Below are 21,227 nucleotides of genomic sequence, written 5' to 3' on the forward strand. Positions count from 1 at the left end.
CATCAGTCCGGTCCGGCAGGGGATGTTGCCAGGAACTGGCCGGTTTCTGCCAATCTGAATTAGAGTCTGAATTAGAGAGAGCCTACGGAAATGAGCGCAAATGTCGTCGCGGCGAATGACCAGAATTTCGATGCGGAGGTTCTGAAGGCCACCGGACCCGTCCTGGTGGATTTCTGGGCTGAGTGGTGCGGCCCCTGCAAGATGGTGGCCCCCGCTCTTGAAGAGCTTGCCCGGGAATTTGCAGGACGCCTGAAGGTGGTCAAGGTCAACATTGATGAAAGCCCGGAGGTGCCGACGAAATACGGCGTGCGCAGCATCCCGACCCTCATGGTGTTCCGTGACGGCCAGGTGGTGGGTCAGCAGGTCGGTGCCCTGCCCATGAGCCAGCTCAAGGCCTGGGTCGAAAAGACCTGTTTCTGACGTTTCCTGACAGAGAACTTCTCCCGAACCCGTCTGGGTTCAGGCAGGTCCAGCCTGCCACAGCCTTGGAGCCTCCCTAGACGGGAGGCTCTTTTTTGCCGGCTTTCATGGGCAAGGCCGAGCGGTCCTTGCCTGATTCATGGCAAGCCGCTGCGGGAAGGTGTAAAGAGAAGGCCTATGTCGAAGCAATCTTCAAGACCGCCGTCGAAATCCTCTTTTCCCGCCCCTGTCGTTCTCACAACCTCGGAACAGGTGGCTCAGCTGTGCGAGAAGCTGCGCCACGAACCTTTCGTGACGATTGACACGGAGTTCGTGCGCGAACGCACTTACTGGCCCCAGCTCTGCCTCGTGCAGCTGGGAGGGGCGGAAGACGTGGCCCTGATTGACGCCTGTGCGCCCGGGCTTGATCTGGCCCCGTTGGCCGAGCTGCTGGCAGATCCGCACTGCGTGAAAGTTTTCCATGCCTCCCGCCAGGATTTGGAGATCTTTCTCCACCTGTTCGGCACGCTGCCGGTCAATGTGTTCGATACGCAGATTGCAGCGATGGTAGCAGGTTTCGGCGACCAGGTGGGCTATGACAGCCTTGTCGGGTCGCTGACCGGCCAGGGAATCGACAAGGCCCACCGTTTCAGCGACTGGGCGGCCCGTCCGCTCTCGAAAGCCCAGCTCTCCTATGCCGCTGCTGACGTGACCCATCTGCGCACGGTGTATGAAAAGCTGCACTCCCAGCTGCAGGCGCAGGGACGGCTGGACTGGGTGAAGAGCGAACATGCCGAGCTGGCGGATCCGACCACTTTCCGGCCTGATCCCCGGGGGTTGTGGAAAAAACTCAAGGCCCGGACCAATAACCGCCGTATGCTTGCCGTGCTGCGCGAGCTTGCAGCCTGGCGTGAGGGCGCGGCCCAGAAGTTGGACCTGCCCCGTCAGCGGGTCATCCGTGACGAGAGCCTGCTGGAGATCGCAGCCGTTCGCCCCGCCACGATTGCCGGGCTGACCCGCATCCGTGGAGTGAATGCCAGCTTTGCGGAGGGCGCGCTGGGGGCTGAGGTGCTGGCAGCCGTCGTGCAGGGGGAACAGGTGCCCGAGCAGGAGCTGCCTGTCGCACCTGGCAAGAAAAAGGCCGAGCGCCCCAAGGCGCCGGCCGGGGTGGTAGGGCTGCTGAAAGTCCTGCTGGCTGAAAGATGTGAAAGCCACCGTGTGGCGCCCAAGCTGCTGGCTTCAGCCGAGGAGCTGGAGCGCCTGGCAGCGGGAGAACGCGACCTGCCTTTGCTGCGCGGCTGGCGCGCTGACGTGTTCGGGCGGGAGGCGGAAGAGCTGCTGGCTGGAAAGCTGGTGCTTTCCATCAGGGACGGGGCCTTGCAGGTTGCCCCTCAAAGCATGCCGCAAGTCAGCGCCGGCGCTCCAGGCGCTTCCTGAAGGGCCTGGGCCCGGGGAGCGGCCAAGAGGTCGTGACTTGTGGGAGGCAGGCCAGCGCAGGCATAATGAGGCGCATTACCGTGTATTGAATGATTTTTCCGGTCAGTTCAGTGCGCAGTCGGGACGAAGCAAGACCGGGAGAAAGGCAGAAGAGCATGGCCATGGAATGGACGGAGGAGTTGATCGCCCGGCTTAGGGATCTGTGGAGCCAGGGGCTGTCAACAGCGGAAATCGGCCGTCAGCTGGCCATCACGAAAAATGCCGTCGTAGGCAAGGCCCATCGTCTGGGGCTGCCGCCGCGCCCGTCGCCGATTCGCAGCAAGGGAACAGGCACCACCCGCAAGAAAGCCTCCCGTGCCAAGTCCGGTGAAGCGGGTGAAAAAGCGTCTGCACCCGCCCAGACGGACGCAGGCCAGTCGCCCCAGAAGACCCCGAAAGCGCCCCAGGCCAAAAAAGACGCTGCGGCCAGTGCTGCGCCAGCGGAGGCCAAGGCAGGGAAGATTTCTGCAGCGCCGGCTTCGGCCGATTCTGCTGGCGCACGCGCTCAACCGCAGGGGGCTGCGCCAGCACCTGCCTCCACTGAACAGGGCCCAGCTCCGGTTGCTTCCATTCCGGCGCCAGAAGCTGAGCCGGTTCAGGTCCCACGAGACGTCAAGACCCCGGAAACAGCTGAGCGTCCTGATGCTTCTGCCGCCGTAGCCGGTGCTCCACGCAAAGTCGCCACCTCCCAGAATTCTACGCCTCGGCCCAAGGCTGAAGGACGGCCTGCAGCGCGTAGAACCACGCAGGCGCGTCGGGAGCCTGCTGAACGCCCTGTCCGTCAGGGCCCGACATGCCAGTGGCCGAACGGTGATCCCGGGACGCCGGGTTTCCATTTCTGCGGGGCCCCGCCTCTGCCCGGCAAGCCTTATTGCGCAGAACATGCCGCCATTGCCTATGTGAAGCTGCGCGATCGTCGGGACAGCTGAAGGGACTTCCAGGTTTCCCGGCTGGCTCCTCACTGCTTTTCACAACAGAAAACCCCCTCGGCCCGGTAAGGCGAGGGGGTTTTCTGTTGTGTGGTCTGCAAGGCCTGAGTCTGGAGAGGCTCAGGATTCCTCAACGATGATGTCTTCAATTTCCTCAGCCTGAGCTGTCTCGTCGATCGTGCCGATGACACCGTGTTCACCCTTGGGGGTAGCGTATTGATCGATCTCGCCGGGACGCGGTGCGGTGATCATCTCCAGCTGGCCTGTGATCTGTCCGCCATCTTCTACCTGCAGGCGGTGGCACTCAGCGCGGCCCAGCAGGCGACCGGTGGTCTGCACGACAAGGCTGCCGCGCACGTGCAGGGTGCCGTCAATCGTGCCGGCAAGATCAACTGTCTCCACCTCGGCATTGCCGCGGAAGGTGCCCCCATGCGCGACGATGAGCTCACGGGCGACGATTGTGCTGGTCTCGACCGTGCCTTCCACGATCAGCTTTTCAGCTTCCTCGATGGCGCCCTGAACCGTGATGCCTCGCCCGACAACAAGGGTGCGCGTGGCTGTGGAGGATACATGCACAGGCGTGGGGGAAGTGAGGGGGCTGCCCAATCCCTTCAGCCCGGGCTGCCCCAACCCGACCTGGCTTATCCCGGCCTGGGCGGCCTGGCTGCGGGTGGGAGTAGGCTGTGAAGCCTCTTCAGAAGAGGGAATCGGCGTTTCATTACGGTTTTTCTTGAACATATCCAGCCTGAGGAGTGAGAGGGGAAACCGGTATGCAGGCAGTGCCCGCGGTAGCGCTGAAGGGCCTTTGCCGCGAGCGGGCGACATCACCAAACACTTAAACGCTTGCGCCTGCGCCCCGCAAGACCGTTGGTCATGGGCAGAAGCTGGTCGCCTCTGTATGATGGCCCTCCAATACAGAAATTCACTGAAACCACTGCCGATCCGGAGCCCTGCATGACCCAGCCCCCGCTTCAGTCCATACCTGCCCCCGCTCATGCCACGCCGGCCGCAGGATCTGCCCGCAAGGCGGGAGAAGCCGGAGAGAGGGGTCAGGCGCTTGATCTTCTGTGTATCGGCAATGCCATCGTGGACATGCTGGTTCAGGCCACGCCCGAGCTGCTCGCGGAGTTCGGGGCTACGCCTGGCAGCATGACCCTGATCGACACGCCGACAATGGAGCGCCTGCAGAAAAAAGTGCGGGTGGACCGTGTGGCAGGCGGAGGCTCTGCTGCCAATACGGCCGTCGTGGCGGCACGCATGGGCCTTTCCACGGGCTTTCTGGGCACAGTGGCGGATGATGCGGCCGGAAGCGACTTCGCCCGTGATCTGCAGGCGCAGAAAGTCACCTACCCTTCCCGCGACACGGCACGCGACACCTCTGTGCCGACAGCGCGCTGTCTCATCCTGGTCACGCCGGAGGGAGAGCGCACCATGTTCACGTATCTGGGGGCCTGCGTCGACTTCACTCCTGCAGACGTGCTGCCCGCCACGGTGGCGGCTGCGCGCGTCACTTATCTGGAAGGCTATCTGTTCGATCTGCCGCAATCGCAGGCCGCCTTTCACCGCGCGGCGGAGCTTGCCCATGCCGCTGGGCGGCAGGTGGCGCTGACCCTGTCTGACACTTTCTGCATCCAGCGGCATCGTGAAGCCTTCCGGGAACTGGTCCGGAATTCAGTCGACCTGCTCTTTGCCAATGAAGAGGAGCTCAAGGCCCTCTACGAGACCGATTCCCTTGAAGACGCTCTGGCCCGCGTGGCGCGTGATGCAGGGGTGACGGCTGTCACCCGCGGGGAAAAGGGCGCCGTCGTCGTGAAGGGCACTGAGCGCCATGACGTGCCGACCCAGAGCGTGCGGGCTGTGGATACCACAGGGGCCGGTGATGCCTTTGCAGCGGGGTTCCTGGCCGGTTGGGCGCGAGACCGCTCCCTGGCCGATTGTGCGGATCTGGGCAACAAGGCAGCCGGGGCCGTGATTCTGCAGATGGGCGCGCGGCCGGGAGATGATTTTCTCCTGCGCGTCTGAAAGTACATTCCTGGCAGGTTTGTTGCCGGGCCGGTCAGGCTGCGTCCCAGCCGACGGAGCGCAGGCGCTGCGTGGCCATAAGTGTGCGGGTCTGTTCACAAATCAGGCTATCGAGCTCGGCGCGGGGCTGGTAGTCAGGCATCAGTTCCGCCATCTGGTCATTCTGCCCGCTTGCGGGGTGAAAATAGATCTCGCTCAGCCCCGCCGGCAGTTGCGGCAGCAGGCGGTGCAGGCGTTCTGGGGTCATGTGACCTGACCAGCGCAGCCCGAAGCAGTGATCATTGGTTTTCATTCCCGCACGGCGCAGCTGGGCGCGCAGAACGCGCGTCCATTGGGCAAGGGCTTGGTCCCCCAGCGTTTTTTCAGCGCCAACCGGCCTGGCAGGTTCCAGGGGCGTGCGCACGGCTTTGAGCCCGTGGCGGGTGCCTGTCTCGATCAGGAGCCTGCCCACGGTCGGGTGAAGATGCATGTGCTTGTGGGCATTGGCGTGGTCCAGCGGCAGGCCCGAGCGTGCAAAAGCCCGGAACTGGGCTTCAATTTCCCGCTTCAGGGCCCTGCGTGCGGGGGGCGAGAAAAAATATTCTACCCCGAGCTTGAGCTGGTTGCGGCCGAACCAGCCGGCTTCATCTGTAATGGTTGGGAGGCTGAGGAGGGAATCGCCCTCGATCACCACCAGATGCAGCCCTACCCGCAAACCAGGCAGCTTTTGCGCGCGCCGGAGGGCGTCTGCAGCGGCTGGCCCAGCCACCATGAGACTGGCGGTGGTCAGGACCCCTTCGCGGTAGGCGCGCTCGATGCCTTCATTGACTTCTTCGCTCATGCCGAAATCATCCGCTGAAATGATGACGCGACGTTCGGAACGGGAGGAAGCTTGTGACGGCATGGCGGAAGATACCTGGCTGAGAGTGCTGAGTGGCAGTACTGAATGGCAGTGGGGAACAGAGAGAAGGTCTGCAGGGAAAAAGGCTTCGAGAAAGAAAGGGGCATGGTCTGGTCCCATGCCCCTTTCCCGTTCCTACGAAGATGTGGTGTGAGGTCCGGCGCTTTCGGCTCAGGCGCCCTTCTTGCGGCCCTGGAGGAACTGGAAGAACTCCACGCCCTCACGCAGGCGGCGTTTGAGCATCTGCGGATCAAGGGCCATTTCCTTGACGATGTCGAAGATCTTCCTGGGGCGGAAATAGAATTCCTTGTAGAAGGTCTCCACCTTCCGGAAGATCTCGTCATGTGACAGGTGCGGGTAGTGTAGCGGAGCGATCTGCACGCCATTCTCATCGATGAGCTCAGCCTGGTCCTTGTTGAACCAGCCATTCTCGGTGGCCTGCTTGTGCAGCGCAGTGCCCGGATAGGGAGCAGCCAGAGAAACCTGCAGCGTGTGCGGATTGATATCCTTGGCGAACTCGATCGTTTCGCGGATGGTTTCCTGGGTTTCGCCCGGGAGGCCCAGAATGAAGGTGCCGTGGATCTTGATGCCGAGCTTGTGGCAGTCTTCGGTGAACTTGCGAGCCACTTCGACACGCATGCCCTTTTTGATGTTGTGCAGGATCTGCTGGTTGCCGCTCTCATAACCGACCAGGAGCAGGCGCAGCCCGTTCTCCTTCAGCACTTTCAGCGTCTTGTAGGGCACGTTGGCCTTGGCATTGCAGGACCAGGTGACACCCAGCTTGCCGAGCTCGCGCGCAATGGCTTCAGCGCGCGGCAGGTCATCGGTGAAGGTGTCATCGTCGAAGAAGAACTCCTTGACCTGCGGGAAATACTGCTTGGCCAGGCGGATTTCAGCGGCCACATGCTCGGGGCTGCGCGTGCGGTAGCGGTGGCCACCCACGGTCTGCGGCCACAGGCAGAAGGTGCAGCGGGATTTGCATCCGCGCCCGGTATAGATGGAAATATAGGGGTGTTGCAGATAGCCGATGAAGTAATCTTCGATCTTCAGGTCGCGCTTGTAGACTTCCGTCACGAAGGGAAGGCTGTCCATATCCTCGATGGGCGCGCGGTCCTTGTTGGTGATGATCTCCCCGTCATCATTGCGCCAGGTGATGCCGTCCACCTCAGCCAGCGGCGTGCCTTCGGCGATCTCCTTGATGGTGAAGTCGAACTCGTTGCGCGCCACGAAATCAATCGGGCTGCCCTGCTCAAGGCTCTCATTGGGCTGCACGGCCACCTTGGCGCCGACCATGCCGATCTTGAGTTTGGGATTGGCCTGCTTGAGCATGCCGGCCACCCGCACGTCGGAAGCGAAGGACGGCGTCGAGGTGTGCATGATCACCAGATCGCGGTTTTTGACGTCTTCCAGAATGGGGCCCATGCCCATTTTGGCCGGCGGCGCATCAATCAGGCGCGAACCGGGCACGAGGGCTGCAGGCTGCGCCAGCCAGGTCGGATACCAGAAGGAGCGGATCTCGCGTTTGGCCTGATAGCGCGAGCCCGCGCCCCCGTCGAAACCGTCGAAGGAAGGTGGCTGAAGGAAAAGCGTTCTCATCATGAGCGGACACTCCTGTTGATTCCCGACCCGTCAAGGCCCGATGAGGTGGAGGGGGAAGCTTCCGTTCTCCCGGCATCGGTGCTGTTCAGGAGCGGGCGGTCACGTTCGGGGGGAAAGGGGTTGGATGCGATATGGACTGTTCGGCCCCGCCATGCAACCTGCGTGCCACGCGTACTGCCGAGCATGATGGCGGCCGAAATCCAGTCCCGGACGATCAGGAAGGGGAAAATGCCGGGCAGGCGGCATTCCGTCAAATAGGCGATTCGCGCGCTGACCAGGCCGCGCGTCAGCCAGCCAAGGCCGAAAATCCCCCATGCCAGCCAGGAGGCGGGCGCCAGGAGAATGCTGACACTGGCCCAGAAGAGGGGGAGCTGCAGGCTGGAAAAAGCGTAGCCTACGGGCTCCAGACTGCGGACGGTCCGTCCCCATCGCAGTTCATGACTCAGCAGCTCGCCAAGGGTTTCTTCCGCAACGGTCGTCCGGCAGAGCGTGGGGGCCAGGGCCACTTTCAGGCCCAGGGCGCGGACTTTTTGCCCAAGCACCGCGTCATCTGCCAGATGCGGCACGAGCGCGGCCAAGCCCCCGATCCGCTCCAGCAGCTCACGTCTCAGCGCCATGGTGGCGCCAAGGCAGTCCTGGCGGCCCAGCAGGCGCGACAGCATGACGCCTGTAAGGAAGTTGTTGTTGATGCTGTGCGCCCCAAGCTGGCGTACCAGGCGCCCGTCTGCCGGCAGGCCCGCATAGAGCAAGGTGACCAGGCCGGTGCCGGGGGTTTCAAGCGTGTCAACGATGGTCCGGAGATAATCCGGCTGAACATGGATGTCGGAATCGGCCATGACCAGCACGTCGTGGTGGCAGGCCTGCATCATGTTGATCAGGTTGCCGATCTTGCGATTCGGCCCGTGCTCGGTGCTGTCCACCACGACTGAGACCGGCTGATCCGGATAGCGGGCCTTCAGGCGCTCGACGATTTTCAGGGCCGGATCATCGGCAGCATGCAGGCCGAAGACGATCTCATATTGCGGATAATCCTGCTGAAAGCAGCTCTCAAGCGCCTGCTCGAGCTTGGGCTCGTCTCCATGAAGCGGCTTGAGCAGCGTAACGGCAGGCCAGTCTCGCGCCTGGTTTTCAGGCCGTGCGAGACTGGCCCTGCTCAGGCGGGCGCGCCGATGGAAACGGGCCAGCAGCTGGCTGCCCAGAACGCTCTGTGCCTGCCCCGCGACCGAGACGAGGGCAGTGCAGAGAGATGCCAGAGTCAGGAAAGGCACGAATCAGGCTTCCTCTCCGTCACCGCTGACGAAAGGAGGCTGCCTGAAACGCACGCCAAGAAAACGGTCAGCCATGCAGGAGGCCGTCGGCTTTCTTGTTGAGAGTGCGGATCAGCCCTGCAGCGCCGCTCTGATCAATAACGGAGCGGAAGTCGGAACGCTGCGTCGCGGTCTGGCTGATATGGCCGTTCAGGAGAATGTCAGTGATGCGCCAGCCCTGCGGCGTGGGGGTCATGACATAATTGAGAGGCGTGGCATTGGCCGGAGAATCGGTGCGGCCGCGGATAGTGGTGTCGATAAGCACGCCGCCGGTCGGATTGGGCGCAGCGTTGGGAAGAATGCTGAAAACGGCTTCCGAGCCCGGTTTGAACGACGAAACGTAGCGCGCCACCGTGAAACGGCGGAAAGCCTGCAGCAGCTGCGTGCGTTCATCAGGCGTCAGCTGAGCGTAATGCAGGCCGATTGAACGCTTGAGGATGGTATCCAGATTGAAGGCCTGGTCCACGGCGGGGCCGACGATGGCCGCACGCGCTTCAGGGCTGGGGAGGGCCTGGGATTTTTCCAGCGCCCCGTAAAGAACGCTGATCGGCGCTGCGGCCTGAGCGGCAGCGGCTGTCTGCGCTACGGCCGGCGCGATGAAACCGCTGCCGGCAGCTAGGGCGCCGGCCAGCGGTGCGGCCAGAACTGCGAGGGCCAACAGGCGGGGCGTGAAAGTGATTTGGCGATTCATGATGAAGGTCATAATGAAAGCTCATCCTCTATCTGCAGGGGTTTTCGCAAGGGGCAGCGCACATTAAGCCATTGTTCTCACGACAGTAACCACCCGTCCTGTGACAGATATGCTACAGTTATGGCGAGAATGCAGAAGGTGCGTTGAACCGGGGGGGGAAGAAGGGGTATAGCTCGCCGATAAGTATGAGTGCACGCATCAGAGTAGTTCCGATCGGCAGCAGGTCCGGCAGGCTCAATCCGGCCTGGTGCCAACTGATCGCAGACTGATCTGATGCTTGGATTATCCCAGGGACCCTTGTTGCTAAATGGCGTCCGATTTTGATTTAAACGTCCCGTCATCCTGAACGAGCCTCTGGTCAGGCCGTAGGCTGACAGGCAGATATACTGCAGGCATGCGCTGTTTCTGCCGGTTTCCCTTTTCCCTGATTTCTGGAAAGAGGGGTTTACCCGCCAGGGGGTTCCAGCTGAACCTGGGGGTGGCAGAAGACCAGAGTCTGAACTTCGCCCCTGATTAGGGCGAAAAGACGGCCTGGTGTTGCCGCAGCCAGCCTTTTTAGGCTCCAGGCCCCGCTTGAAGTTGAGGATCAGGGCCTGGAAAGACGGGAACGAGACGAATAGAGCGGCAAAGGGCAGGGTTGAACGGCGCCCGAACCGGCTGGGGCGCCCTGAGAAATAACCAGAGGATTATATGGCCGTACCATTGATGCACGCTGTCCGGGTTGGACTATACGTTCTCAAGCAGCACCTTTCGGGGCGCAAGCGCTATCCGCTGGTGCTGATGCTGGAGCCGTTGTTCCGGTGCAACCTAGCCTGCGCCGGCTGCGGCAAGATCGACTACCCCGCCGAGATCTTGAACCAGCGCATGAGCCTGCAGGAATGCCTGGATGCCGATGCCGAAGCCGGCGCGCCCGTCATCGCCATCGCGGGCGGTGAGCCGCTGCTGCATAAGGAGATGCCGCAGATCGTCGAGAATCTGACGGCGCGCAAGAAATACGTTTATCTGTGCACAAACGGTCTGCTGCTCGAAAAGAAAATCAACGATTACAAGCCTTCCCCCTTCTTCTCCTGGGACATCCATCTCGATGGCGACAAGGAGATGCATGATGCCTCCGTGTGCCAGGAAGGCGTTTATGAGCGGGCTATCAAGGCCATCAAGCTCGCTAAGTCGAAAGGCTTCCGTGTCTCCATCAACTGCACTCTGTTCGATGGTGCGGTGCCTGAGCGCGTGGCGGCCTTTCTCGATGAAGCCATGGCCCTGGGGGTCGATGGCGTCATGACGGCGCCGGGCTATGCCTATGAACGCGCGCCTGACCAGGAACACTTCCTGAACCGGCAGAAGACCAAGACCCTTTTCCGCGATATCTTCCGCCTCGGAAAAGGCCATAAATGGCGTTTCACGCAGTCGCCGCTCTTTCTGAACTTCCTGGCCGGCAATGAAAACTATCAGTGCACGCCTTGGGGTAAGCCCCTGCGCACGGTTTTCGGCTGGCAGCGTCCCTGCTACCTGCTGGGAGAAGGCTATGCCAAAACCTTCAGGGAGCTGATGGAAGATACCGACTGGGACAAATACGGCACCGGTGCCTATGAGAAATGCGCCGACTGCATGGTGCATTCCGGTTATGAGGCCACGGCCGTCATGGATGCGGTGCGCCGCCCCTGGCACATCGCCAAGGTGGCTCTGTTCGGCCCGGAGACGGAAAAGCCGATGGTGCCCGAGATCTCCCTGGCCAATCAGCGCCCGGCCGAATACGGCTATGATGAGCAGGTGCAGATTCAGCTGGCCAATCTTTCCGCTGCCAATGAAGGCAGGCCACGCAATCGCGGTCCGCGCGTGCGCGTGAACGGACGTCCTGTTTCTGTGCGGGTTCAGAAGGAACAGATGACCGAAGCGGCCGGCGCGGCAGAATAAGGGAGATCGTTTGATCGCCCCGCCTATTGTGCGGGGGATCACTGACCATGTTGACCGCGCTTCTCGTCATTCTTCTGCTGGTTCTCCTCAATGGCGTTTTCGCCACGGGAGAGCTGGCGCTCATCTCCGTCAAAAAAAGCCGCCTGGAACAGCTGGCGCGCCAGGGCGTGCCGGGGGCTGAGCGGGCGGTCAAGCTTGCTTCCTCGCCGCAGAACTTCCTGCCGACTGTCCAGATCGGCATGACGCTGGTCTCGATTCTGGAAGGCGCTTTCGGCGGCTCCGGAATCGAGGAGACGGTTCGCCACTGGATTGAGAAGTCCGAGCTCCTGCGCCCCTTTGCCGGGGAGCTCTCCATCATTCTCGTCGTGGCCCTCATCACTTTCGTGATGCTGGTTTTCGGCGAACTCGTTCCCAAGCAGATTGCTCTTTACAAGCCGGAAGTGATTGCGATCCGCCTCTCGGGCGTGCTCACTTTCCTGGCCTGGATCACCAAGCCCGTCGTCTGGCTGCTCAGCAAGACCTCCTCGCTGGTGCTGCAGCTTCTGGGGATCAATCCCCTGTCCCGCTCCGCGCTGACGGAAGAGGAGCTGCGGGCCGTGCTGCTTGACGGCACGCAGGCCGGAATCCTGGATTCAGGCGAACGCGAGATGATCGAGCGCCTGTTGCGTCTGGCGGACCGGCCGGTCCGGGCCATCATGACCCCTCGCAATGAGCTCTTCTGGATCGACCGCAATGCGGACCATGAGACCCTGGTGCGCAAGCTCCGGCAGTCCTCCTATGCGCGCATGGTGGTGTGCGAGGGCGATATCGACCATCCGGTCGGGGTTATCCTGGCCAAGGACATCATGGATCGCCTGCTGCTGGGGTTGCCTCTCTCGATTGATGCGGTCCTGCGCAAGGCCCCGGTCATTCCCGACAGCCTGACCGCGCAGGGCATGATCGAGCGGTTGAGGGGCATCTCGCTGGGGATCGTGTTCGTCATGGACGAATACGGCACTTTTGAAGGTATCGTGACGCCTTCTGACGTTTTTGAAGCCATCATCGGTGAGGAAAGCCACCACGAACGCCATGAACGTCATGAAAAACATGATGACATGGAGGAATACGAGTTCGACGGTTTCATGCCGGCTGATGAAGTCGCTTCCCGCCTTGATATTCCGCCTTTTCCGGAAGGGGGGACTTACCACACGCTGGGGGGCGCGATCATGGCCCTTCTCAAGCGCGTGCCCGCGCGTGGCGACAAGGTGGTTTACGGAGGCTGGCTGTTCGAGGTGCTGAAGATGGACCGGCGGCGCGTATTGCTGGTTCGGGCCACCCGCAGGCTCCTGGCGCGGAACTGAAATCGGCTTCAGAGCGTGAATTTTGCTGGTTTGGAGCAGTTTTGTGGACCTTCCTCTTGGCCAAAGCGCCCTGAGACGTCTATATAGCGCCACGCGCCCGGTTTTCGGGTCTCTTTACGTGTGACCGTTCCCTGAGGTGTGTTTTCGGGAGCGGATTTCTGGAAGGGATCTCAAAGGGGGACGGGCGGCATTGCTCAGGCCTTGTGACAGGAAATTGCGCATGAATACGCTCTCGCCGGATTACCGCCCATCAGCCGATGAAGAGTTCATGAATGAGCGGCAGCAGGAGTATTTCCGCCATAAGCTGGTTCTCTGGCGGACCGAGCTCCTCCGTGAAGCAGGCGATACGCTGGCCAGCCTTTCGGAAGGCGGCATTCTCGAAGCGGATCTGGCCGACCGGGCGACCGTAGAGACGGACCGGGCCTTTGAGCTCCGCACACGCGACCGGGCCCGGAAGCTGATCATCAAGATCAACCAGGCGCTGGAACGCATCGAAAACGGCACTTATGGCTATTGCGAGGAAACCGGTGAGCCCATCGGTCTGATGCGTCTGGAAGCCCGTCCGATCGCCACGCTTTCCATCGAAGCTCAGGAACGTCACGAACGGCATGAAAAAAGCCACCGGGACGACTGAAGGAGGCGGATATTCTTCTTTCACCCCTTTCGGCTGGTCCGGGTTCAGACCTTGCAGGAGAGGGGTTGCGTTTAAGTGGAGGACGCGTTATCAAACCGCCATTCCCAGCGCTGCTGTAGCTCAGTGGTAGAGCACTCCCTTGGTAAGGGAGAGGTCGAGAGTTCAATCCTCTCTAGCAGCACCAGAATTCTGAGGATCAGCCCGCGCTTTGAAGCGGATTTTCCGAAAAAAGCCCTTTCCCGTTCCGATGGGAAAGGGCTTTTTTCTACCTGTGCTATCAGAGATCATCCAGAGATCAGGACAATTTTCTCAGCATGACCTCTCACATCACTCTTTACGGCCTGAAAAACTGTGACACGATGCGCAAAGCTGGTCGTTGGCTGACGCAAGCGGGGCTGGACTGGCAGCTGCATGACTGGCGCAGGGACGGCGTGCCTGCGGCCCTGCTGCGGGAGCTGGCCGGGAAATTAGGCTGGGAAAAGCTCCTCAACCGCACCAGTCAGACCTGGCGGCAACTGCCTGAAGCGGAGCGCCAGGCGCTGCTCCAGGCCAGTGGGGCTGAGGCGCAAGCCCGGGCGCTGAAGCTGATGCAGGCGCATCCTGCTCTGATCAGGCGCCCTGTGTTGCAGCTGCGCACGGAAAAAGAGGGAAAAACACGTTTCCTGCTCCGGTTTTCGCCTGAAACCTATGCTGAGTTTTTTGCCGGTAATAATTTCTAGAACCGGGGTCGCCAAGGGATTTCACTGGGGCCGGCAGATGGTGGAAATCAAAGCCGGGCTGAGATGAAACCAGGATTGAAGAGGGACAGCGATGGAGGCTTTCAGCAGACGCAGCAGCCTTGCTGGCGGACGTCAGGAGCGGGGAGAAGGTCCTTCTTCCCCGGGCCGCTCGACAATCGAGCCGATCGCTGTCAGCCCGGCCCGGCTGAGTGGCCTGTTCACCAGTCGTCTGAACGAGGTCTGCGCCCGTTTTGAGGACTGGACCCTGCCGCTGGTCGTCACTGGACGGCTGGGGAGTGTGCCTGCAGACACCTGGCGGCGTTACGAGCCGCTGCCCCTGCAGGACCTCAACGGCAAGGAGGAAATCGGGTTGGAAGTCACGTATGAGCAGCTTGAAAAAAGTGCTGCCAAACCTGGCGAGGTGGTGGAGGCGACAGGTTTCCTGCGTGCGCGTCTGGTAAGGGGCCAGGTGGTGCCCCGTTTCGAGACCCTGGCCCTGCGTCCCTATACGCCTGACAGTCAGGGAGGAGAGGGAGGGGAGCGGCTGCTGGAATCCCTTGTGCCTGACCGCCATGATTTTCCCACGCAGGGGGAACCGGGCTTTCTGCTGGTCGATCTGGCCACCGGCACGCAGGCGCTTGAGCAGATTGAAGAGGCGCTTGGCGCCTGGAGGCGGCAGGGCGCTGTGCGCTCGCTCCGCCTGGGACCCCATAACCGCCAGGAACTGCTGCAGGCGCTGTTGCGCAGTCCCGAAGAGATCATCGTTCTGGTAGTCAACAGCCGGAGTCTGCCGTTGCTGCAGGGAACCGCAGCCTTGAAAGCCATGGCCGCCAGTCCGGCTTACAGGATGGTCGTGACCGAGGAGGCAACGGGGGCAGAAGTGCCGGCTGCACCGAACGGGCAGAGTGATCTGGCGCTCCGCAGCCTGACCTGGCTTGCCGACCGGGTTTTCGCCTCTCCGGTGGAAGCGGGCCGCTACCTGCGCGAGCGGTGCAGCGCGCTGTGGCAGAAGCGCGAGGAAGCACGCGCGAGAGAGGAGGAGATCATGGCCCTGCGCGACAGCCTGGCCCAGCTCTCCGACCTGCCGGAGATCGCCCGCTCAGCCGGGCTCCGGCGGGGCCTGACGCTGGGGCTGTGCGTGGGTGGGATCGGGTGTTTCGTCCTCGCCATCGCCCTGGTTTTTCTGCTGCACCGTTTCTGAGGCCTGCCCTTCTTCGGAGCCGCCTTCAGAGATGGTCGGGACATCCGGTGACAGTCGGGCCTGCAGGCTGGCATGGAGGAGGCCTGCCGTCGTGCCGGCAACGACGTACCAGGCCCCGGGCAACAGCAGGAATGTCGCAGCGGCGACCACCAGGCTGGTCAGCCAGGGCCGGGCAGCGCGCCATCCTGTCCACATGCTGCGCAACAGCACCAGAAAGACCGCTGAAAAGGCCATATCCAACCCGTAATGATCAAGTGGGCCCAGAATCGGTCCGATGACGGCTCCGAGCGTGGTGGCCGCAACGCAGCCGACATAGAAGGTGCCGGCAACGCCACTGTAATACCGGAAACTGAACAGCACCTGTGCGTTGCTGGCCGCGCGCCGCTGGCTTTCAGCCATGCTCAGCGCCCAGCTTTCATCGGTGAGGATGAACAGGGCCGGCAGAATATGCGAGAGTTTTCGGCCGCGCAGAAAGGGGCTGAGAACGGCACCCATCAGCAGGTGCCGGCTGTTGATGAGAAAGGTCATGCCGACGATGACGAGCATGGCCGGCGGTTCGGTCCAGACCTGAATGGCCGCGAAGTCGGAAGCGCCGGCGAAGTTCAGCCCGGTCAGCAGGGGCACTTCAAACAGGGCCAGGCCCTTGCTGCGCGCCTGTGCGCCCAAGACCAGGGCGTAAGGCACTGTTCCCAGCAGAAGGGGCAGGGCATCCTTCATGCCACGCTGCAAAGCCCGGTCCGGCCGGGAAGGATTTGTGGGTGTTGAGCTGGAAGGCACCATGAAAAACTACCCCAGCAGCTGGCGGAACAGAAAAGCCGAGCCGATGCCGATGAGCACGGTTGCCAACATCGGCAGCCGCCAGGCCGCCAGAACCGTGCAGGCCAGGGCCAGAAGCGTGGCGGGATGGGGGCTGGTGAAGGCCGGGGCGATGATGGAAACCAGAACACAGCCGGGTGCACACCGCATGACTGCCGCCAGCCTGGGGCCCGGGGTGTGATGGCGCAACAGCAGATAACCGCCGATACGCGTGCAGTAGGTCGTGCCGGCCATGAGCAGGATGGTCAGAACGTTGAGAGCCTGAAGGTGAAAATACTGGGTCATGCGTCTTTTCCGCGGGCCCGTCGGGCAGATGGGTCAGGAGGACGGGGTCAGAAACGGGCGCAGCGCCGGCACGGCCCGGGCGAGGGCCGCGGCATCGGGCGGGGCCAGGCACAGCAGGGCCCGGCGGATGTCCAGTGAAGTCGTCCAGGGATGCGCGTTCAACCAGCGCAGGAACGTTTCTTTTTTCATGTAAGAAGCATCGGTGCGGGGCGCCTGTGCCTCTCCTGGCCAGTCAGGGCTGGGCAGGGAAACGAGCTCCGGCAGGGACAGCCCTTCGGAGAGGGGGCTCTCAAGATTGGCAGACGTGACTGCCAGCGCTGCCTGTTGAGGGGAAAGGCGCATGACAGCCCAGCCTTCGATGACCGGCACGTCACCGCAGATGAAGCTCTGTTCCGCTTCCGGTGCGGTAAAGGCGATCACGCAGGGCTGGGCGGCAGTGCGCATGCCGAGCACAGGGCCAGCCGGGAAGCGCCCCTTCTCAGCAGAGGTAGGCCGGATGACTTCCACCGGGTCAAAAGGCGGGGAGACGGCAGACGTCAGAAGCTGGCGCGCCTCCTGACCCGGCCGGACCGGCTGGCACCTGAAGCCTTCCTTGTGCAGTCTTTGCTGGAGAATACGGGCCAGCAGTCCATCCTGCCTTTCTTCTGCTTCAAGTCGTTCCTTGCGTTCAAGATCTGCAAAACGTGCTGCCAGAGACGCGAGCTGAGTTTTTCCGGCCTGCCAGAGCGTCTGCAGCAGCGCATCACGTTTGTGGCGCATCGCTTCGAGGAAAGAATGGGCGGTTCTGTCAGTAACACCCGCACAGGTATAATGCGCCCGCTCTGCCGCAGCAAAAGCGGCCAGGAGCGGATCTGCATCGGCTTCTGAAGAGTCCGGAAAAATGATCCGGGGATAATGCAGCAGGCTGCCGCCCTGCCAGCGCGGCAGATCATAACCGCCGGCGCTGACGTTGTTATCCGGACGCAGGCCCAGGGTGGCCGTTGTGGCCAGATCGGTTATGTCTTTTGCCTCCAGCGTTGCAAGCGGTCTCATGAAACGCTGGAAGCCGTGATCGGGATGCGAATCGGGAAACCGTTTTTCATGCAGCGCGACGGGAGGGGCGGCCAGCCAGCCTGTTTGCCGGGCTTCAATTTCGCCCGCAGCATCGGGTGTGCATATGAACTGCCGCCAGTTGAGCGGAAAAGCTGTCTCCGCCTGTTGGGCAGCCAGGGCAAGCAGATGCTTGAGATCCGTTTCAGGCGCCAGATATTCATCCGTATCGAGAACCAGGCCCCAGGTGTTGTCTGGGCGCTCTCCCGGCCTCTCTTCGGTCAGGGCCGTGACGGCAGCGCGGGTCAGGGCGACCCGGCGTGCTTCCGGCTCATCAGGCAGAGTGCCCGCATTGACGGCCCGCACAGGCCAGCCAGCTTTCGCGAGGCAGTCGGCCATGGCCAGAATGGCGTCTGCCTGAGGCGCGTCTGAAAGGACGTCGTCAGCTGTATTCCCGCTGACGACGATGATTTCAGTGGCCCCCAGCGCCAGGTGCCATCCCAGCCAGGAGGGCAGAAGATCCGCGGCATTGCGCGCCAGGACGGCGCATTTCAGCGTGGGCGGATGTTGCCGGGAAGGGTCCGGCAGGCCCGGGTCCTGCGCAGCTTCTGATACTTCGGGAGACAGGCTGCCGGCAGGGCTAGCGCACATTGATCCTGACTCTTCCCTGCTGGAGATCGGGATCAGTCACGGCCCGCATCTCGAGCTGCAGCGGCTCGGCCCCGGCCTTGACGATCTCCTCACCGATGGGGGTGGCAAGATCACGCGTTAGGCCCGACAGCGCTGCGACCTGTCGGGCCGGGGTGGGCTGCATGGGGGCTGCGGCCTCGACGATGAACAGGATGTTGGGTTTGCGCGCCAGGGCCATGCGCACGGCTTTGGCGACGGGAGTTGCGTAATCCTCACGTGGTGTGCCGGCCATGATCTCGATGAAAGGATGGCGGGATGGCGCTTTATGGCGGACCGGCACAGGCGCGACGACCTTGGGAGGCATGCTCGCCTGGGGGTTGAAAGTGCGCTGGTCGATCGGCGCGCAGCCCGCCACCAGCACGCAGCCTGCTGCAAGGGCCGGAATAATTCTGAAGCCAGCCTGCAGAGCCCTGCCCTGTAAAGCCTGGCTCTCTGCCCTTTCCAGCCGCCATGGAGAGGCGCAGCGCGGTTGGCAGAACGCCTGGAGGCGGAGCAGGGCAGGGAAAAGGCGCAGGGGCGTCATGAGGCCGTCCGGACATTGGGTAGTGGAGTTGGGCGCATTGTAATTAGGGGTATTGTAAAATGGGTCAGGGCAAACAGAAGTCCCAAAACAGCCGAACAGAAAGACACCCTGTCGGCCAGCCTGTGAGCCCTCCAGGAAACTAGCCGTGGTTGCCAGGTGAAAACAACATGGGAAAGCAAGATGAACAGTTTCTTTTGCGGCCGTTTCCCTTCCTGTTTCCCCCTTAACTTTCCCCTAAGTGCCCCCTTTGAGGGAAGGGCGGGGAAAGCAGGTGTGGCCTGCAGCATGCCCCCTGCCCGTGCGGCGGGTGGCGGGGCTTTCCGGAGGAAGGCGGCATGGGTGGGAGGTATGCGCGAAAGGCGCACCTCACCCCCTAGCCATGTGATGTATGGGTGGTATGGAGAGTGGGTCCCTCCTGGCTCAAGACAGTTTCAAAAAACAGTCTCAAGTCGCAAGGATAAGAGGGCCCTTTAGTCCAGCTAGTCTAGGACGGCTTTAGTTCAGTAAGCGAAGGAACCAGCTCGATGTCTAAACCAGTCAAAATTGCCATTAACGGTTTCGGGCGCATTGGCCGCCTGGTGCTGCGCGGCATCATCGAAAGCGGACGTACGGATGTTATTCCCGAGTTGATCAACGATCTGGGTTCCGTCGAAGCGAACGCTCACATGCTGCGCTATGATTCCGTTCATGGCCGCTTCCCCGGTGAAGTCGAGATCGTCAACGGCGATCTGGTCATCAAGGCCAATGGTCGTACCTACGGTCCCATCAAGGTGACCTCCCACCGTGACCCCGCCGATATCCCCCTGAAGGGCATTGACGTGTGCATGGAGTGCACCGGTCTGTTCCGGACCGGCGAAAAGTGCCAGCCGCTTCTCAAGGCGGGTGCCAAGCACGTTCTGATCTCCGCTCCCGCCAAGGACGTTGACGCAACGATCGTCTACGGCGTGAACAACGATGTCCTGAAGCCGGACATGAAGGTCATCTCCAACGGCTCCTGCACCACCAACTGCCTGGCCCCGGTCGCCAAGGTGCTTGAAGAGAAATACGGCATCAAGAACGGCTACATGCTGACCGTCCACTCCTACACGGGTGACCAGCGCACCGTCGATACCCTGCACAAGGACCTGCGTCGCGGTCGTGCAGCTGCCGACAACATGGTGCCGACCTCCACCGGTGCTGCCGAGGCCGTGGCCCTGGTCCTGCCGAAGCTGAAGGGCAAGCTGTCTGGCAGCGCCGTGCGCGTTCCCACGCCGGATGTGTCCTTCGTCGCTTTCGACTTCATCGCCGAAAAGGTGCCCGCTTCCGCCGAGGAAGTGAATGCCGCGCTGAAAGCCGGTTCCGAAACCCCGGCCCTGAAAGGGGTGCTTGGCTACAACACCGAGCCGCTGGTGAGCCGTGACTTCGTGCACGTGCCGTACTCCTCCGTGTTCGATGCCACCCAGACCTCCCTGGTCAACGGTGGTGAGATCATCCACGTCGCCGCCTGGTACGACAACGAATGGGGCTTCTCCAACCGTATGTCCGACGTTGCCGCGCTGTTCGGGCAGTGGCTCTGATGGGCGAGTTCCGTACCCTCGATTCAGCGGACGTGCGTGGCAAGCGCGTCCTGCTGCGCGCCGACCTCAACGTGCCGATGCATGATGGGGCCATTACCGACACCTCGCGCCTCGAACGCGTCGCTCCGACCATCCGTGAGCTGGCCGACAAAGGCGCCAAGGTCATCGTGATGAGCCACTTCGCCCGCCCCAAAGGGCAGGTGGTTCCCGAGATGTCCCTGGCACCTGTCGGCAAGAAGCTTGGTGAAATTCTCGGCAAGCCCGTGAGCTTCGTGAACAACTGCGTCGGTCCCGATGTGACCAAGGCCGTGGACGGGCTGAAGGACGGCGAGGTGCTCCTGCTGGAGAACACCCGTTTCCACAAGGGTGAAGAAGCGAACGACAAGGACTTCGCCAAGGCTCTGGCTGCCAATGGCGATCTCTACGTTGATGACGCGTTCTCTGCCGCCCATCGTGCCCATGCTTCCACGGAAGGCATTGCGCATTTCCTGCCTGCTTTCGCGGGCCGGCTGATGGAAGCGGAGCTGGGCGCGCTGTCTGCGGCTCTTGAGCACCCTGAGCGCCCGGTCGGTGCCATCATCGGCGGCTCCAAGATCTCCACGAAGCTCGACCTGCTCGGTAACATGCTGAACAAGGTGGACGTGCTGATCATCGGCGGCGCGATGGCCAATACCTTCCTGGCCGCTGAAGGCTACAATGTCGGCAAGTCCCTGCAGGAACCCGACATGCATCAGACGGCGCGCGACATCATGAAGAAGGCCAAGGAGAAGGGATGCGAAATCATCCTACCGGTCGATGTGGTGGTGGCGCGTGAGTTCAAGCCGAATGCCCAGTATGAAGTCGTGGCCATTGATGCGGTCCCCGACGACATGATGATCCTCGATGTCGGCCCGCGCTCAGTCGAGAACATCATCAAGGCGCTTGGCAAGCTCAAGACCCTGGTGTGGAACGGCCCGCTCGGCGCCTTCGAAGTACCGCCTTTCGACACGGCGACGGTGGAAGTGGCGCGTGCCGCTGCCCGCCTGACCAAGGAAGGCAAGCTCATCACGGTGGCTGGCGGTGGTGACACCGTTTCCGCCCTGCGTCATGCAGGTGTGGCCAACGACATGACCTATCTCTCCACGGCTGGCGGCGCTTTCCTTGAATGGCTGGAAGGCAAGGCTCTGCCTGGCGTGACGGTCCTGCGTGAAGTGGGGGATTCCCTCGGTCTCGGCTGAGGA

Annotated in this window: 20 protein-coding genes and 1 tRNA gene; 12 read left to right on the top strand and 9 right to left on the bottom strand. The window is 62.1% G+C overall.

Going from position 1 to position 21,227, the window contains the following annotated elements; translation table 11 throughout:
* Positions 1–90 precede the first annotated feature (90 nt).
* From trxA to E3E11_RS05625, 3 genes are all read left to right on the top strand, one after another.
* A complete protein-coding gene (gene trxA / locus E3E11_RS05615; protein ID WP_141451535.1) occupies positions 91–420 on the top strand; it encodes a thioredoxin in 330 nt (109 codons plus the stop codon).
* Between the two features lie 177 nt (positions 421–597).
* Positions 598–1,836, top strand: coding sequence for a ribonuclease D (gene rnd, locus E3E11_RS05620; RefSeq protein ID WP_141451536.1), 1,239 nt, complete (start codon positions 598–600; stop codon positions 1,834–1,836).
* 161 nt (positions 1,837–1,997) lie between these two features.
* On the top strand, positions 1,998–2,804 hold the full coding sequence (locus E3E11_RS05625) for a GcrA family cell cycle regulator (protein WP_407938670.1): 807 nt from the start codon (positions 1,998–2,000) through the stop codon (positions 2,802–2,804).
* Positions 2,805–2,924: 120 nt separating this feature from the next.
* On the opposite strand, the gene E3E11_RS05630 is transcribed toward E3E11_RS05625, so the two are convergent.
* Positions 2,925–3,542, bottom strand: a complete 618-nt coding sequence (locus E3E11_RS05630) for a bactofilin family protein (RefSeq protein WP_141451538.1) — start codon at positions 3,540–3,542, stop codon at positions 2,925–2,927.
* A 354-nt stretch (positions 3,543–3,896) separates the two neighbouring features.
* Between E3E11_RS05630 and E3E11_RS05635 the strand changes: the two genes are divergently transcribed.
* Entirely contained in the window at positions 3,897–4,826 is a 930-nt protein-coding gene (locus E3E11_RS05635) for an adenosine kinase (protein WP_231119039.1), read from the top strand.
* Between the two features lie 34 nt (positions 4,827–4,860).
* On the opposite strand, the gene hpnK is transcribed toward E3E11_RS05635, so the two are convergent.
* The 4 genes from hpnK to E3E11_RS05655 form a co-directional block, all read right to left on the bottom strand.
* Positions 4,861–5,709: a hopanoid biosynthesis-associated protein HpnK gene (gene hpnK / locus E3E11_RS05640; RefSeq protein ID WP_141451540.1), complete on the bottom strand. Its 849-nt coding sequence runs from the start codon at positions 5,707–5,709 to the stop codon at positions 4,861–4,863.
* A 168-nt stretch (positions 5,710–5,877) separates the two neighbouring features.
* Positions 5,878–7,305: a hopanoid biosynthesis associated radical SAM protein HpnJ gene (hpnJ, locus tag E3E11_RS05645; protein WP_141451541.1), complete on the bottom strand. Its 1,428-nt coding sequence runs from the start codon at positions 7,303–7,305 to the stop codon at positions 5,878–5,880.
* Positions 7,302–8,573 (bottom strand): bacteriohopanetetrol glucosamine biosynthesis glycosyltransferase HpnI, encoded by a 1,272-nt coding sequence (hpnI, locus tag E3E11_RS05650; protein WP_141451542.1) that lies wholly within the window; start codon positions 8,571–8,573, stop codon positions 7,302–7,304. The genes hpnJ and hpnI overlap by 4 nt, the downstream gene beginning before the upstream one ends.
* 67 nt (positions 8,574–8,640) lie before the next feature.
* Positions 8,641–9,303, bottom strand: coding sequence for an ABC transporter substrate-binding protein (locus E3E11_RS05655; protein ID WP_168189210.1), 663 nt, complete (start codon positions 9,301–9,303; stop codon positions 8,641–8,643).
* A gap of 690 nt (positions 9,304–9,993) precedes the next feature.
* Between E3E11_RS05655 and hpnH the strand changes: the two genes are divergently transcribed.
* The 6 genes from hpnH (at position 9,994) to E3E11_RS05685 (ending at position 15,108) form a co-directional block, all read left to right on the top strand.
* A complete protein-coding gene (hpnH, locus tag E3E11_RS05660; RefSeq protein WP_141451544.1) occupies positions 9,994–11,214 on the top strand; it encodes an adenosyl-hopene transferase HpnH in 1,221 nt (406 codons plus the stop codon).
* Between the two features lie 47 nt (positions 11,215–11,261).
* Positions 11,262–12,554, top strand: a complete 1,293-nt coding sequence (locus E3E11_RS05665; protein ID WP_141451545.1) for a hemolysin family protein — start codon at positions 11,262–11,264, stop codon at positions 12,552–12,554.
* A gap of 220 nt (positions 12,555–12,774) precedes the next feature.
* Positions 12,775–13,188 carry an RNA polymerase-binding protein DksA gene (dksA, locus tag E3E11_RS05670; RefSeq protein WP_141451546.1) on the top strand — a complete coding sequence of 138 codons (414 nt, stop codon included), beginning with the start codon at positions 12,775–12,777 and terminating at the stop codon, positions 13,186–13,188.
* A 109-nt stretch (positions 13,189–13,297) separates the two neighbouring features.
* Positions 13,298–13,372 (top strand) — tRNA-Thr (locus E3E11_RS05675).
* A gap of 130 nt (positions 13,373–13,502) precedes the next feature.
* Positions 13,503–13,907 (top strand): ArsC/Spx/MgsR family protein, encoded by a 405-nt coding sequence (locus E3E11_RS05680; RefSeq protein ID WP_141451547.1) that lies wholly within the window; start codon positions 13,503–13,505, stop codon positions 13,905–13,907.
* Positions 13,908–13,998: 91 nt separating this feature from the next.
* Positions 13,999–15,108 (top strand): hypothetical protein, encoded by a 1,110-nt coding sequence (locus tag E3E11_RS05685; RefSeq protein ID WP_141451548.1) that lies wholly within the window; start codon positions 13,999–14,001, stop codon positions 15,106–15,108.
* Here the strand turns inward: E3E11_RS05685 and E3E11_RS05690 are convergent.
* The 4 genes from E3E11_RS05690 to E3E11_RS05705 are packed head-to-tail and all read right to left on the bottom strand — an operon-like array spanning position 15,007 to position 18,451.
* Entirely contained in the window at positions 15,007–15,888 is an 882-nt protein-coding gene (locus E3E11_RS05690; RefSeq protein ID WP_141451549.1) for an AzlC family ABC transporter permease, read from the bottom strand. The genes E3E11_RS05685 and E3E11_RS05690 overlap by 102 nt on opposite strands.
* Positions 15,889–15,894: 6 nt before the next feature.
* A complete protein-coding gene (locus E3E11_RS05695) occupies positions 15,895–16,209 on the bottom strand; it encodes an AzlD family protein (protein ID WP_141451550.1) in 315 nt (104 codons plus the stop codon).
* Between the two features lie 33 nt (positions 16,210–16,242).
* Complete coding sequence (locus E3E11_RS05700; protein WP_141451551.1) at positions 16,243–17,889, bottom strand: glycosyltransferase family 2 protein; 1,647 nt, start codon at positions 17,887–17,889, stop codon at positions 16,243–16,245.
* Positions 17,879–18,451, bottom strand: a complete 573-nt coding sequence (locus E3E11_RS05705) for a hypothetical protein (protein WP_141451552.1) — start codon at positions 18,449–18,451, stop codon at positions 17,879–17,881. The genes E3E11_RS05700 and E3E11_RS05705 overlap by 11 nt, the downstream gene beginning before the upstream one ends.
* A 524-nt stretch (positions 18,452–18,975) precedes the next feature.
* Here E3E11_RS05705 and gap point away from each other — a divergent pair.
* Positions 18,976–20,007 (top strand): type I glyceraldehyde-3-phosphate dehydrogenase, encoded by a 1,032-nt coding sequence (gene gap / locus E3E11_RS05710; protein ID WP_141451553.1) that lies wholly within the window; start codon positions 18,976–18,978, stop codon positions 20,005–20,007.
* Positions 20,007–21,224, top strand: a complete 1,218-nt coding sequence (locus E3E11_RS05715) for a phosphoglycerate kinase (protein WP_141451554.1) — start codon at positions 20,007–20,009, stop codon at positions 21,222–21,224. Before gap ends, E3E11_RS05715 begins: the two co-directional genes overlap by 1 nt.
* Positions 21,225–21,227: the final 3 nt, after the last annotated feature.

The sequence above is a fragment of the Oecophyllibacter saccharovorans genome (assembly GCF_006542375.1).
In the GTDB taxonomy this organism is placed as follows: Bacteria; Pseudomonadota; Alphaproteobacteria; order Acetobacterales; family Acetobacteraceae; genus Oecophyllibacter; species Oecophyllibacter saccharovorans.